Source organism: Marinifaba aquimaris, assembly GCF_013328345.1.
GTDB lineage: Bacteria > Pseudomonadota > Gammaproteobacteria > Enterobacterales > Alteromonadaceae > Marinifaba > Marinifaba aquimaris.
This window is the reverse complement of the sequence record NZ_JABULX010000013.1, coordinates 75,150-90,384: the sequence shown is the minus strand read 5'-3', so window position 1 is coordinate 90,384 and position 15,235 is coordinate 75,150. Positions and strand designations below refer to the sequence as shown.

8 protein-coding genes are annotated in these 15,235 nt (G+C 41.8%); 1 reads left to right on the top strand and 7 read right to left on the bottom strand.

Annotated features, from left to right (window positions below):
• Window positions 1-6 precede the first annotated feature (6 nt).
• Entirely contained in the window at window positions 7-528 is a 522-nt protein-coding gene (locus HR060_RS10025) for a VF530 family protein (protein ID WP_174200160.1), read from the top strand.
• Window positions 529-620: 92 nt separating this feature from the next.
• Here HR060_RS10025 and HR060_RS10020 read toward each other — a convergent pair whose 3' ends face one another.
• From HR060_RS10020 to HR060_RS09990, 7 genes are all read right to left on the bottom strand, one after another.
• Window positions 621-3,743: an efflux RND transporter permease subunit gene (locus tag HR060_RS10020; protein WP_174200159.1), complete on the bottom strand. Its 3,123-nt coding sequence runs from the start codon at window positions 3,741-3,743 to the stop codon at window positions 621-623.
• Between the two features lie 57 nt (window positions 3,744-3,800).
• The gene (locus tag HR060_RS10015; protein ID WP_174200158.1) at window positions 3,801-5,057 is read right to left on the bottom strand and encodes an efflux RND transporter periplasmic adaptor subunit; all 1,257 of its coding nucleotides are present in this window, start codon (window positions 5,055-5,057) and stop codon (window positions 3,801-3,803) included.
• Between the two features lie 18 nt (window positions 5,058-5,075).
• A complete protein-coding gene (locus HR060_RS10010; protein ID WP_174200157.1) occupies window positions 5,076-6,401 on the bottom strand; it encodes a TolC family protein in 1,326 nt (441 codons plus the stop codon).
• A gap of 148 nt (window positions 6,402-6,549) precedes the next feature.
• Complete coding sequence (locus HR060_RS10005; protein ID WP_174200156.1) at window positions 6,550-6,960, bottom strand: hypothetical protein; 411 nt, start codon at window positions 6,958-6,960, stop codon at window positions 6,550-6,552.
• Window positions 6,961-7,021: 61 nt separating this feature from the next.
• Window positions 7,022-10,453, bottom strand: a complete 3,432-nt coding sequence (locus tag HR060_RS10000; protein ID WP_174200155.1) for a PAS domain S-box protein — start codon at window positions 10,451-10,453, stop codon at window positions 7,022-7,024.
• Window positions 10,454-10,557: 104 nt separating this feature from the next.
• Window positions 10,558-13,680: an efflux RND transporter permease subunit gene (locus tag HR060_RS09995; protein WP_174200154.1), complete on the bottom strand. Its 3,123-nt coding sequence runs from the start codon at window positions 13,678-13,680 to the stop codon at window positions 10,558-10,560.
• A complete protein-coding gene (locus HR060_RS09990; protein ID WP_174200153.1) occupies window positions 13,680-15,173 on the bottom strand; it encodes an efflux RND transporter periplasmic adaptor subunit in 1,494 nt (497 codons plus the stop codon). The genes HR060_RS09995 and HR060_RS09990 overlap by 1 nt, the downstream gene beginning before the upstream one ends.
• Between the last annotated feature and the right edge of the window lie 62 nt (window positions 15,174-15,235).

The following is a 15,235-nucleotide window of genomic DNA, read 5'->3' as shown; positions in this document are numbered from 1 at the left end:
ACAAATATGGCAACCGAAGAACAACTAAACAACCCATTGCACGGCGTCGGTCTAAAGCAAATTTTAACTGAGCTTATCGACTTTTATGGTTTTGAAATACTCGCTGAATATACGCGTATCAAAGTATTTGATAAGAACCCCAGTTTAGAGTCGAGTATTAAGTTTTTTAAAAAGACCGAATGGGCTAGAGAAAAGCTAGAGATTTTTTATTTGTACAAATACAAAAACCTTCCTAAGCCAGATGATGCCAACTATGTACTACCACCAAGGCAACGCGTGATTCCAGAAGGATTGGAACAAAGACCGCCTGTTGAACTAATAGCAGGTGAAGCGCCACCAGCGGTAGATAAAGGTCGACCACGCACTAATAAGCCTAAATCAGCGGGTAGTTACACAAATAAGAAGGATACTTCCAGAGACTTTTTTGAACGCAGACAAAAACGCAAAAGCAACCGACCCGTATCAAACAATACCGAGCAATCGGCAAATGAACCATGGGATCCTTGGGGCTTAAATAAAAAAGATTAAATATCTCAATATGTTTATCGCATTTTCAAGCCATTGCGCTATCAACGAGTAACAAACGCCCAGCTATTTGACTGGGCGTTTTTATTTCAGCCCTAACGTTTGTCTTTGTGCAATAAGCGATAAAGCGCAGGTAAGACAAACAGGGTTAATAGTGTTGATGAAACCACGCCCCCAATGACGACGGTGGCAAGTGGTCTTTGCACTTCAGCCCCCATGCCAGTATTAAACGCCATAGGGATAAAACCTAAAGATGCCACTAAAGCAGTGGTTATCACAGGTCTTAATCGCGTCAGGGCCCCTTGGATAATAGCCTGCTCTAATGCGAGCTTTTGCTTCACCAAGTCGCGAATAAAAGACACCATCACTAAACCGTTTAATATCGCAATACCCGATAGTGCGATAAAACCTACCGCAGCGGATATAGAAAACGGAATATCGCGCATGATCAAAGCCAAAATACCGCCCGTTAATGCCAAAGGCACACCGCTAAAGATGATGAGCGAATCTTTAAACGAACCTAGTGCCAATAACAATAAAGTAATGATAATAGCCAAGGTTAACGGCACAACGATAAGTAAACGTTCAGACGCCGAACTCAGCTTTTGATAAGTTCCACCGTATTCAAGCCAGTAACCAGCGGGTACATCCACTTTTTGCGCAATGACCTGTTTCACATCAGCCACAAAACGCCCTAAATCGCGTTCGCGAACATTGGCGGTCACCACAATACGGCGTTTGCCATTTTCCCGATTAACTTGGTTGGCACCTTCAATTAATTGAATATCCACCAGCTCTTGTAAAGGAATATGTGCATTGGTTTGATTCGCCTGTGCTATAAATATTGGTAAACGCGATAAATAATCAAGGTTATGGCGCTTATCTTCATCTAAGCGCAGCACGATATCAAAGCGCTTATCTCCTTGGTAGAGCTTACCCAAACGTTGCCCACCCATAGCATTAGCCACTTGATGTTGTACTTCAACCAGAGTCACACCGTATCGCGCCATTGCTTGTTTGTTGGGGATCAACGTTAACACAGGTAATCCGGTAACTTGCTCAACCCCAAGGTCGCGAATACCGTCAATTGACGCGATTGCTTGCCTTATCGACTCAGCTGTTTGAGCTAAAACTTGCTGATCATCACCAAAGACTTTAATCGCCAGTTCAGATCTGACACCTGCGAGTAATTCATTAAAGCGCATTTGAATAGGCTGAGAAAACTCATAACGATTACCGGGTATTTGCTCCACTGCGGCTTCAATCTCTTCAATAAGCTCAGCCTTACTTTTAGTAGCATCAGGCCATTCTGCTTGGGGTTTAAGCATGATAAAAGTATCGGCAACACTCGGCGGCATAGGGTCGGTAGCAACATCTGGAGTACCAATTTTAGAAAAGACTCGCTCAACTTCATCTAGTTGATTTATCGCCTGCTCTACACTCTTTTGCATTTCTACGGATTGACTAAGCGAAGTGCCTGGTATTCTAAGAGCATGCATAGCAATATCGCCTTCATCTAAATTAGGGATAAACTCGCTCCCCAATTTAGCCCCCATATAGCCTGTGCTAAGCACCAGTGCCACAGCAGCTGTCACTACTATCCACCTCGCCTTTAAAGCCAAACTAAGTAAAGGTCGATAGAGTTTTTCTGCGGTACTGACAATCGGGTTGGGCTTTTCTTTTACTGGCTTTTTAAAGAAAAAAGCGATGGCAGCTGGCACAAAAGTAATCGATAACACCATGGCACAAACGAGTGCTGTTACGACAGTAAAAGCCATCGGATGGAACATTTTGCCCTCGGTGCCTTCAAGCGCAAAAATGGGCAGGTAAACGGCAGTAATAATAAACACGCCAAACAGTGCTGGGCGGATCACTTCTCGAGTTGCACTAAAAACTAATGCCAGCCTGACTTTAAGTGCTAAAGTAGCCGCATTATTTTGCCTAGAAGACTCAGATAATCGCCTTAAGCAGTTTTCGACGATGATAATCGCACCATCAACTAACAGGCCAAAATCAAGTGCTCCCAAACTCATTAAATTGGCACTCACCCGATTTTGCACCATGCCAGTTACTGTCATTAGCATTGCAAGCGGGATCACTAATGCCGTTAAAATCGCGGCGCGAATATTACCCAACAGCAAAAACAGGATAACGACGACCAATAATGCCCCTTCGATTAAATTAGTTTTAACTGTAGCGAGGGTTTTATTGACTAATTCAGTGCGATCATAAACGGGGTTGATCACAACGCCATTGGGTAAACTAGTTTGAATCACTTCAAGTTTTGCGCCAACGGCTTTAGCCACTTGCTGGGAATTTTCACCAATCAGCATCATCACGGTACTCATCACCACTTCGCGACCATCTTGTGTGGCAGCCCCCGATCTCAGTTCAACTCCCTCTTTGATATTGGCAACTTGCGATAGCGGAAAATATTGCCCAGCAGCATTGGTAATGTCGATATTTTCAAGTTCGGCTAACTCACTTACTTGACCTTGCAAGCGAACTAAATATTGCGCACCATTTTTTTCAATAAAACCCGCACCCTGATTTTGGTTATCAGCAAGCACTGCTTGGCTTATCGCATCAGGCGTAAGCCCAGCTCCAAGCAGTTTATCTGGTTCAAGGGTAATTAAAATTTGCCGCTCAAACCCACCATTCGGGTTCACTTCGACTACACCATCGACCTGCATTAACTGAGGTTTAATGATCCAATCGTGAACAGTGCGAAGGTAAGTTGCATCAACAGGCTCTCCCTTTTCATTGGTTGCACCTTCGATTGCATCGACCGTGAACATGAAAATCTCGCCTAAGCCTGTTGCCGTAGGGCCTAATTGGGGTTCGGCACCAACAGGTAATTCAGATTGTGCGGCATTCAACCTTTCAGAGACCAATTGCCGAGCAAAGAAAATGTCAATGCCATCGTCAAAAATAGCAACAACTTGCGATAGACCATAGCGAGATATAGAGCGGGTATAACTTAGTTTTGGCATACCGGCTAAAGCGGTTTCCAGTGGAAATGTCACGCGTTGCTCAATTTCAAGCGGGGTCAACCCGGCAACTTCCGTATTAATTGTCACCTGAACATTGGTGATATCGGGTACTGCATCAATCGATAACTTATTGAAGTTCCAGATACCCAAAGCCGCTAAAGCCAATACGGCTAAAAAAACCAGCTTTGCGCGTTCAATCGAAAACTTGAGGATAGCTTCTAACATACACCCTCCCTACTTTTGAGTCTTTGCTCCAAAAACAGCAATATCAGGTTAATCCCTTTAATGTGCATGCGCGACTCCTGACTTCTCAATATCGGCCTTAATTAAATACGCGTTCTCAGTAACATAATTTGCTCCCAATTCAATGACGCCATCATCAGCATCAATAACTTCAGCCCAAATAGCATCTTGTCGACCCAGCTTTAATTTAACGGCTTGATAGTATTCACCCACTTTGTGAAAAACCACTGGGTGAGCTTGTAGTTTTTGAATTGCTTGACGTTTAACGGCTTTTTGAACCTCAAATCGTCCCGTTTCTATCTGAGCTTTGACAAATTGACCGCTGTGCAATAAACCTTGCTGGTTATCAATAAAAATGCGGTACGTCTTTGCTTGTTGCGCCGATAAGCCAAATACACGCTGATCGAGTTTGCCTTCTAATCTTTGCTCACCTATTTGCAAATTAACCTTCTGACCCACTTTAACTTTGGCTTGGTCTTTGGCAAACACTGCAACCTCAGCAACAAGTTGCTGGGTATCCACTATGGTCAAAAGACTCTCATTACTCGCTTCAATATGCGTTTGCTCACCCTGTGCAATATTTTGCTCAGTGACTAAACCATTAATTGGCGCCGTAATTTGGTAGCTTTGTAATGACTCATTACTCTTGATTGTCATCAGCACTTGGCCTTTTGTCACCACTTGCCCAAGCTCAACATTGAGCTGGGTGATCAAACCTGAATAAGGCGCATTAATATGGCGTGCAGCATTGGGTTTAAGTGTGAGCTGCCCAAAAACGTCAAGCGTTTCTATTAATGTTTGATTGCCAACTTGCTCTGTTGTGATGGCCAATTGCTCAGCCATTGCGCTTTCAATATGTGTACGGCCTTCAAAGTGCTCAAACTGCCACTGATAGCTTTTACCTTGGTACAAGGCTGCAATAAACACCTCGAATGAGTGTGGTTGTGTAATGGCCTTATCACTTTTTAAATGATCGTGCTTTGCAGAAAACGGGATGTTTTGCGGTGTATCGCCTAAGCGCTTAAGTTGCATATTCAACGTCAAAGTATCAGGGTTAATCGGCTCGTGGTGCATACTTGGATAAATGCGGAATGAGCCGGGGTTAGCATTTTCCAATAACACAACTTCTAGAGTTAATTCACCTTGCGAAAGTAGTTTTCCGCCATTAGGACCTGTGGGCGCTTGCTCTTCAACGTGGTGATGAGCGTGATCTCCCCCCGCTAGCACTTGGTTAGCTAACAGTACAAAACTAAAAAGTACGGCGTAAGTTGCCGATTTTGCTTGTTTAAATATCATTTTTTTCTCTTTAATCGGCTATTGCTGCAAAGTATGAGTTTGGGTGATTTGCGTACCAGTAAGTCGCTCTAATTCAATATTGAGCAAATGCATATTTTTATAGGCACTGATAAGGGCGAGTTTACTTTCAACCCACTCCTCTTTGACTTGATACCAGTCGTTGTAACTGTAGCTTCCCAGTTTGTAGGCTTTTTCAGCGTGGTCATTTGCCGCTTCTAAAGCAGGTATGGTCTGCTCAGACAAACCATCAATAACATGTTGATTGTGTTTAAGTTTGTGAATGATCAGTAATAGCTGAGTTGAGACAGCTTGTTGCCAAGCGTCAGTTTGAGCTTGGCGCTGATTTTGCTCAGCTTGAAGTTTTACCACTTGCCCACGATTGCGATTTTCAGTCCAAAGCGGTACAGATACCCCAAACATAAGACTGACATCATCTTCGCGGTTGTGATGTTTAAACCCGGTACTGATTTGCCAGAGCGGCTTTTCATCCTCAATAGCCAGTGCCACGGCTGATTCTGTCACGCGTTGCTGCACACTGAGTAACTGCATACGTGGGTGTTGTTTCAAGTTAGCAAAGGCTTGTTTAACGCTGACAATTTCGGGTGTATTTGCTAACTGGCCACTAGCAAAAAAGTCAGCTTGTTCGATGACGACTTCGCCCCACTGCGCCGCTAGCTGCGCTTTTGTTGCCTCAATTTCATGATGCAGATCTTCAACGACGAGCGCTTTAGTTGATAGATGCGCTTTGGCGCGGTATTGATCGACAATATGCGCCCGGCCCGCCGAAACTCTTTTACTGACATCAGCTAAAGCACTTTGGGCATTTTTCATCGCCAAGCTAGCAAGTAAAAGCTCTTGCTCTTGTGCCAATAAGGTGACGTAAAAAACAGCGGTGGCGGCTGCAACATCCAGTGTTTTATTTTGTTTTTCAAGTTCAGTTTGACTCAATTTAGCTTGAGCTAACGCCACCCGAGCTTGGGTTAATTCACTATCTAATACCCAGGCAATACCCAAAGAGGTTTGCATATCAGATACCGATGAAAATGAACCACTACCAAAGGCATTTTCAACACCCATATTAAGTTCATAAGGCGCGGGCACTTGTGCTTGCTGAACACCGCCTTGTAGTGCCTGATTTTGAAAGCGGTAAGCCTTTAAATCTGGGTGATATTGCAAGGTTTGCTCAATCGCTTGTGTTAATGATATCGCTCGATGTGCTTGAGCTTGTTTAGCAGCAAATGCTGGTAAACTCGGGAAAAATAAGCCCATCACTACGATCAAAAAAGCGATAGACGTATGTACACATACTGGGTAAATAACGCGCACATAACTAAGAATATGCATGGCATACCCTCCATTTAAATCAAAACAACCGCTGATTTAGAGGCAGCACACACAAACTTTGTTATCGAGCCTGTCGATAGCTCGCAAAGACAAAATTCAAACGTGCAAAGGCCTGCTGTGAATCAGCAACTAAAAAATGTGTTTTGAATTAAACGATGGGAGGGCGGTAAGTATTGTCGGCAAAGTCTTGTAATGCGAGTTGACGAACAAAAAAGTCAGCGTCACTTTGAGCAATTACAGAAGGTAAAGCGTGATTGATATCCCAGATAACATGGGGTGTAGAACAATGGCCGCAATGATGACAATCACTGTGGTCATGTTGGTCAAATTCACTATCGGGTGTCGAGGTACCGGTCGATTCAGCAACACTTGCAAAGTGATGTTTAACACTTGTTTTGCCATGACCACTGTTTTGTAGATGAGTGTGGTTTTGCATATGCTCACCATCAAGGTGCTCAATAGCAATGGCAATATCAGCAGTTGAATCAGCCACGGCATAAAACGACTGACAAACAATCGCGACCATTAACCAAAAACAAATTACTATACGTTTTGCCAAAATATACACTCACTACAGCTGATGCCGCTAATTTACACCAAATATGATTTAAAATCACGTTTCAGTGTAACTCGTGCTCCTCACTGGTTTTGTTGGCTAAAATTTCATTCACGGCTTTAAGTAATACTTCCGAGGAACAAGGTTTTTTCAAAACTTTAACATCATCAGGTAGTTTTGATTCATTATCGTTGCCCACGTAACCACTGACAAAAAGAAATGGAAGTTTAGGTTGTTCTTCTCTAAGGGTCTGATACAAATCAACCCCACTCATTTCTGGCATAATGACATCTGAAATAATCAAGGAAAAAGTTTCTTTGCTGGCTTGCTCTATCGCTTCTTTTGCACTGTATGCAACCCTCACATCAAAACCTGCAATTTTGAGGTACTCCTGATAAATATCACAGATGTGATGCTCGTCATCGACAACCAATACTTTTTGGTTTTCTCCTGGTAGATAATCTTTTTTCACTTGTTCTGCTTTAGCTCTTTTAAGCTCTTCAGCTTTTCCTAAGTACCGTGGAAGGAAGATACTAAAGGTTGTACCAATCCATTCAGTGGATTCAACATCGATATAGCCATTACTCGACTTTATAAAGCCATAACATTGCGAAAGTCCTAACCCACTACCAATATCATCTTTAGTAGTGAAAAAAGGATCAAAGATCTTAGCCTTGACCTCTTCATTCATACCACATCCGTTATCAATAAAGGTCAGTTTGATATAATCCCCTTCAGGAATTTTACCAAATTGGCTTCCAATACTAATCGAATGAACATTTTCAGTTGAAATTCTAAAGTCACCACCATCAGGCATAGCATGCATGGCGTTAATCGACATATTTATAAGCATATCTTCAAATAACGCTTCATCGATCAATATAGAAAAAAGGTTAGGTTCTAAATCTAAACTCAATTTCACTTTACTCGTTAAAATTCGCTCGATCATATCTTGGTTTTTCTTAAGTACACCGTTAATTGATAGCTCGGCGGCATCGGAGCTTTCTTTTCGAGCAAAAGTGAGGAGATTTCGAGTGAGTTTATTGCCCCTTAAGCAAGCTTTTTCAATCGCTTGAAGATATTTATTTATGCTAAAGTCATCGTTATGCTTTTTGAGCATAAGATCATTGTATCCAGAAATGATACCTAAAATATTATTAAAATCATGGGCAATACCTCCGGTCAGTTTACCGAGAGATTCCATTTTCAAACCTCTTAATAACAGGTCTTTTTGACGCTTATTTTCGGTAAGATCTTGGCATGTTCCAATAAATCGCCTTTTTTCACCATCCTTTGTTTTTAATTCGGCTACTGATAGGCGAATTGGAAAAATCTGTCCACTCTTGTGTTTTGCATGGAGTTCACGTCCCTCGGGTTTGCCTATAATAGAGCCATGGCCTGTTTTAATATAATGGCGAATATAACTCGCATGATGAAGAGCATCATTTGTGGGCATCAACATGGTGATATTTTTTGTTAAGACTTCAGTATCACGGTAGCCAAAAATCGACTCTGCTGCTTTATTAAATGACAATATTACCCCGTCTTCATTGATGGTTAATAACCCTTCTAACATGGCATCAATGATTTTACTTTTTTCATCTTGAGCAGCTTGCAGCAGCAGTTGCTGTTTGTAGCTATCAGTTATATCAGAACCTTGTAGAACGATACCCTCTACTTCTCCTTTTTTGTTGGTATATGGAATATAGCTACAGTCTAGGTAACGCCTACCCGCAGCCTTAAATGACAACCAAACCTTAAACTCTGCTTTTTGCCCACTTAAGCAGAGATCAAAATGAGGTTTAATCCTTTCTAAAAATACGTCTGTACCTAACACCTCAGAGACTGTTTTTCCGACGACATCACAGGATTCTAAACCGTGCATTTTTAAGTAAGCAGGATTGACCGTTTGGTAAATATACTCTTTGCTCACAAATGCTAACAAATCGCTTGAACCGCATACAATCTCTTCGTATTTTAGGAGCTGCTGCTGCTTTAAATGACGTTCTGATAAGTCAACAACAAAGACAATAAACTCTTGTCGGTTATGTTCAAAAATAGAACCACCAATCAATACGGGAACGCGATGGCCATCTTTGTGATAGTATTCTTTTTCAAAAGGTGTCCAGTAACCTTTTTCATTTGCTTCTTCAATCGCTTTGGCGTCAAGAACGCTGTACTCTTCTGGTGTTAGTGCTCTCCAATTCAACTGCCCCAAATCTGATTCTTGATAACCTAACATTTCCAACATGACTTGATTAGCTTCAATAATCTGACCGTGTGCATTTGATTGCACAATGCCAATAAAGTTCGCTTGTTTCCACCTCTCAAACCTTGCTGTTTCTGCAGTTAGTTTTTCGTGTTGATGACTGAGCAAAGACAGGGATTCATTTAACTGCTCTTGAGATTGTACAAAAGATGACGTCATTGCATTGAAAGCCTGAGCTAAATGCTGTAGTTCTTTATCACCACTCTCATCCGCTCTTAATGCAAAGTTGCCATTCTTGATTTGAAGTGCTGTTTTCTCTAATTTTTTTAGCGGTGTCACCAAACGCTCAGCAACAATCCAAGCTGTAAGTAAAATAATCAAACAAGATACAGAGACAATGATAAATAGCGGTTTTTGCATAGCGCCAATAGAGCGGTAGGCTTCATCTAGATCGATTTTGACGATCATCCCCCAGTCTGTTTCAGGAATATAGCGAGATACCGCTAGAACAGGAGTATTTCGATAATCTAAATAGCTTTTTAAAACTTCAGATTTACCGTTCATCGCATGGATTATGGGTACACTTTCATTATCTCGCGAAATAATAATATTTAAAGCAGAGTTTTGATCATGCCTAGTAGGGGTAAGAAATTCAGCATCACCATTTTGATTTCGTCCAGCGAGTACGGTTTCTCCTGTGTCACCAAGGCCTGTGTAGTCATTAAGTGTTAATAACAAATCTTTAGAAGAAATTTCGACAATTAAAATACCCAGTGGCGCATTATCGTAAAATAAATAACCTTGAAGATTAATTAACAGTTTACCGTTTATGTCTCTGATGAAATTAATCTTCGGTTTTAAGTTAATATTTTCTAATATTTTTTCAGGTAAACGCTCAGATTCTTTAGTTATTGTACTATTTGTTCCTACAATTAAACGCTGATTAAAATCATAGATATAAATATTATTGATAGTACTAACAGATCTTTTTGCATCATTGAGGATAGTACGAATAGGTAACTTAAGTTGTTTATCACCAGTAGAATTATATTGATGAAGTGTAGTTCGCAATTTTGTTCGACTGGCAATCAAAGCATAAGATTTAAACTCATTTGCAAAATACTGTCTTATTCGGCTGTGTTGGATACTAGCAATAGAATCCAAATGCGCAATAAAGTCAGCCTCAACCGTTTCTTTTTCTATATATGAAAAAATATAGTGGCTGATAAGCAAAGGTATAATGGCAACAGCTATTAATATACCCAAAAGACGTGTTTTTAACTTCATTGTATTAACAATTTTATTTCCCTTGTAAATAAGGTAGTAAAAGCTTGTTAATTTTGCAGAAAAAAATAAATAATAAGCTAGCTAAAAATAGCTAGCTTATTAAATTAGATCTCAAGCTCAACCTTTTTAATTAGATAAAAGCTCGTTGGTAAGACGACTAATGCCAATATCAATGCGCTGGTCATCCCTCCGACCACAGGCGCTGCAATTCGACTCATCACCTCTGCACCCGTGCCCGACGCATACAAAATAGGTAATAAACCAATGATAATGGTCGCCACCGTCATCACTACTGGGCGAATTCTCAAACTTGCCCCGGTAACAATTGCCTGTTTTAAGTCCTGCTCAGTCAAACACTGACCGACTTTTTGCTTGTCCAATTGTGCACTTTGCAAAGCTTGATTTAAATAAACTAACATCAATACGCCAATTTCCACCGCCACGCCGGCAAGTGCAATAAAGCCAACCCCAACGGCCACAGAAAAGTTAAACCCTTGTAAATACAGCAGCCACAAACCACCCAGTAGTGCCATAGGTAAAGTGGTAATGATTAATGCTACTTCAACAAAACGTCTAAAGTTTAAATACAGCAGTACAAGGATGATAGCGAGTGTTAACGGCACTACATAAGTGAGCTTGTCTTTTGCTCGCTGCATGTATTCATATTGCCCCGCCCAGTTAATTGAATAACCAGCAGGTAAGCTTAACTGAGCCGCTAATACCGCTCTGGCATTATCGACATAATTACCCAAATCAACGCCATCAATATCAATATAAGTCCAACCGTTTATACGAGCATTTTCACTTTTAATACCGGGCGGCCCTGTTTCTATTCTAATATCAGCAACATCACCTAATGCTATGCGGTGTCCGTTAGCCGTAACAACAGGCAATCTTGCTAGTTGCTCAGGTGAATCGCGATAGTCTTGCGGGTACCTTAAATTGACCGGATAGCGCTCTTGGCCTTCAATCGTTTCAGTGACATTAACGCCGCCTATTGCACTGGCTACCACTTGCTGAATATCAGCAATATTTAATCCGTAGCGGCTCGCTTTATCACGGCGGATATCAACTTTAATGTAACGACCACCTGCAACTCGCTCAGAATAAACCGATGCAGTTCCTGGTACAGTTGCGAGTATTTGCTCAATTTGCTGACCAATTTTTTCAATTTCAGCCAATTCTGGGCCTGCAACTTTGATGCCCACGGGCGTTTTTATCCCCGTTGCCAACATATCAATTCGCGTCTTAATCGGCATCACCCAAGCATTAGTTAAACCAGGAAAGCGGACTAAGCTATCGAGTTCTTTTTTCAGAGCTTCCGTTGTCATACCCTCTCGCCATTGTGATTTATCTTTGAGTTGGATAAAGGTTTCGATCATGGTTAACGGCGCGGGGTCAGTTGCACTCTCCGCACGACCGACTTTACCAAAGACGTTTTCAACCTCAGGTACAGTTGCAATCAGTTTATTAGTTTGTTGCAACAATTCACGAGCCTTACCAATTGAGATACCAGGATGGGTGGTTGGCATATACATCAGATCGCCTTCATCAAGTGGAGGAATGAACTCACTGCCAATTTTATTGACTGGGTAAAGTGCAGCAACACTGATCATCAAGACGATTATCAGACTGATAATCGGGAACTTAAGCAAATAATTAAGCACTGGTTGATAGCTTGCTACCAAGAGGCGATTAACCGGATTTTTCGTTTCGCTGATCACTTTTCCGCGAATAAAGTATCCCATAAGTACAGGAACGAGAGTGATCGCTAAACCCGCAGAGGCTGCCATTGCATATGTTTTGGTAAAAGCTAGCGGCGAGAACATACGTCCCTCTTGCGCCTCTAAAATAAATACCGGAAGAAATGACACTGTGATAATCAGTAAACTAAAAAACAACGCAGGCCCCACTTCAGTGCTTGCCTTGATGACAACCTGCCAACGGTTCGCTGCCGTAATTGGGGTTTTCTCCATGTGTTTGTACATATTTTCGATCATCACAATTGCACCATCTGTCATCGCACCAATCGCAATAGCAATACCGCCTAAAGACATAATATTGGCGTTAATACCTTGAAGTTGCATGATGATAAATGCCACTAAAATGCCCATTGGCAATGCAATGACAGCAACTAACGAAGAACGAAAATGAAATAAGAACAATAAACAGATTAACGCGACAACAACGAGCTCTTGTGCAAGTTTTTGCCACAGGTTTTCTACTGCACGTTGAATTAGGTTTGATCTGTCATAAACAGGTACAATCTCAACACCATCGGGCAGTGAAGCTTGCAAACTGGCTAACTTTTGCTTTATGCCCTTTATTGTCGTTTCGGCATTTTCGCCAAATCGCATCACAACAACGCCCCCAACGACTTCACCTTGGCCATTTAACTCTGCAATGCCACGTCGCATTTGTGGACCAAGCGAAACTTCAGCGACATCCTTTAACGTCAACGCAGAGCCCATGTTGTTGATTCCTAGCGGTATTTGTTCAATATCGCGGATGGATTGAATATAACCGCTCGTTGTGACCATGTATTCTGCTTCAGCCATTTCAACAACCGATGCCCCCACCTCTTGATTGCCGCGTTTCAATGCATTTTGTAGATGCGATAAAGGAATACCGTAGGCGCGTAACTTATCTGGATTAACTTGCACTTGATATTGTTTAACCATACCGCCGATAGCAGCGACTTCCGATACCCCTGAGACCGTTTGCAATTCAAATTTTAAAAACCAATCTTGGATACTTCGCAACTGGCTAATATCGTGCTGCCCAGACTTATCAATAAGTGCGTAAAGATAAACCCAACCTACCCCTGTCGCATCAGGACCAAGCTCTGGCTTTACACCTTCAGGTAAGCTAGCGCTTACTTGGCTTAAATACTCTAAAACCCGAGTACGGGCCCAATAAAGATCCGTATTGTCGTCAAAAATAATATAAACGTAAGAATCGCCAAAAAACGAAAAGCCTCTAACCGTTTTTGCACCAGGCACAGATAACATGGCAGTTGTTAGTGGGAAAGTGATTTGATCTTGCACAACCTGTGGTGACTGACCAGGGTAACTGGTTTTGACAATAACCTGCACATCTGACAAATCGGGAATAGCATCAACTGGCGTTTGCTTAATTGCATAGATGCCACCAATCAATAACATCAAACTCATCAGCAGCACCAAGACTCGATTTTTAACTGACCAAATAATAATCGCGTTAATCATTAGTGATGCTCCATGTGGTCATGACCAGAGTGGCTCTGTTCAGTGCTTAACCCCAAAGCCTGCCATTGGGTAATGACCAAATCATCTCTAACTTCAAAGGTAAAATGGATGCGATCGCCAGCTTTAAAGTCATTGATATTGAGTTGGTTACTGAGCACAAAGTCCATCGTCGCCGCAGCTCGATTCCATTTTTCAATTGCATCTCGACTGATATTAACCACGCCCAGCTTTGCATTAATGCTATTGATCACCCCATTAACCATGGCTGACTGGTAAGTATTTTGTTCTCTAGGCTGCATTCTCGAAAAATCAGCATTCTTACTCGACTCAGAATCAATTAAAAACTGGGCCGATGTAACTACATGCTCACCTTTTTCCAAACCCGCTAATATTTGGATCTCATCATTACTAACAATACCCGTTGTTACCGCAACTGATTGAAATTGACCTTGCCCTAACGCTAAAACGACGCGATCTTGAATACCGGTTCTAATCACTGCTTGTTTAGGAACTAATAGACTCTCAATAGAAGACAGGCTGAAAATCTTAACCTCGGCAAACATATTGGGTTTGAGTGCATAGTCTTCATTTGAAAACTTTAATCGCACTCTTAATGTGCGGGTCTGAGGGTTCAATGTAGGGTAAATGTATTCAACCAAGCCATTGTATGTTTGATTGGGTAATGCATCGAGTGTCATCGCTACTCGTTGTCCAGTTTTAATTTGCGCAATATCGCGTTCAAACACTTCTGCCTCAACCCAAACTTGATCGAGCTGGCCGATACTCATCAAGGTTTTTCCAGGCTCGACATAATAACCTTCTCGAATATTTAAATTTTCGATAAAGCCAGATTGCGGAGCAAAGAAAGTAACGGTTTGCCTAACCTGTTTAGTTTGCATTAACTGCTTAATCGCGCGCTCTGATACATGCAAAGCCCTAAGTTTTTCTCTTGCCGCCGTGATCAAGCTTTTATCATCTAGCTTGAGCACTACCACAAACTCTTCTTGGGCATTGACAAGTTCAGGCGAGTAAAGGCTATAAAGTGCCTCGCCTTTTTTTACCGGCTCACCTTCCGCTTTGACATACAAACCTTCAACCCAGCCATTTACTCTGGGGTGAATGTGTACCAACTTGTCTTCGTCGTATTGCACATATCCGACGGTTGCAATTTCACTTTCAATTGTCCCGGTGCGGACCGGTGCAACTTTAACACCCAAATTATTAACGACATGCGGTTCAATATAGACTGCCCCTTGCAAAGAACTGGCCGCTAAATCTTTTTGGTAAACAGGGATTAAATCCATCCCCATTGGCGATTTACCCGGTTTGTCTCTTTTAAAGTTAGGGTCCATCGGGGCAACCCAATACAAAGGCTGATTTTCATCAACAATGGCAGTGGTTGTAGAGACAAGTGGGTTAAAGGAACGAAAACCCAAGTAGCCAATAGCTACACCCAAGCTGCAAGCTAGACATAGCTTGATAATACTCGACATACATTTTTCCTATGACCTCAAAAGTTTGAGGGGGAATCAATAAACACAGTCTACGAATAGAC

What these genes read in the sequence shown, in the direction of transcription:
- HR060_RS09995 (WP_174200154.1), bottom strand. Translation starts at nt 13,680, where the DNA reads ATGATTAACGCGATTATTATTTGGTCAGTTAAAAATCGAGTCTTGGTG.
- HR060_RS10025 (WP_174200160.1), top strand. Translation starts at nt 7, where the DNA reads ATGGCAACCGAAGAACAACTAAACAACCCATTGCACGGCGTCGGTCTA.
- HR060_RS09990 (WP_174200153.1), bottom strand. Translation starts at nt 15,173, where the DNA reads ATGTCGAGTATTATCAAGCTATGTCTAGCTTGCAGCTTGGGTGTAGCT.
- HR060_RS10000 (WP_174200155.1), bottom strand. Translation starts at nt 10,453, where the DNA reads ATGAAGTTAAAAACACGTCTTTTGGGTATATTAATAGCTGTTGCCATT.
- HR060_RS10020 (WP_174200159.1), bottom strand. Translation starts at nt 3,743, where the DNA reads ATGTTAGAAGCTATCCTCAAGTTTTCGATTGAACGCGCAAAGCTGGTT.
- HR060_RS10010 (WP_174200157.1), bottom strand. Translation starts at nt 6,401, where the DNA reads ATGCATATTCTTAGTTATGTGCGCGTTATTTACCCAGTATGTGTACAT.
- HR060_RS10015 (WP_174200158.1), bottom strand. Translation starts at nt 5,057, where the DNA reads ATGATATTTAAACAAGCAAAATCGGCAACTTACGCCGTACTTTTTAGT.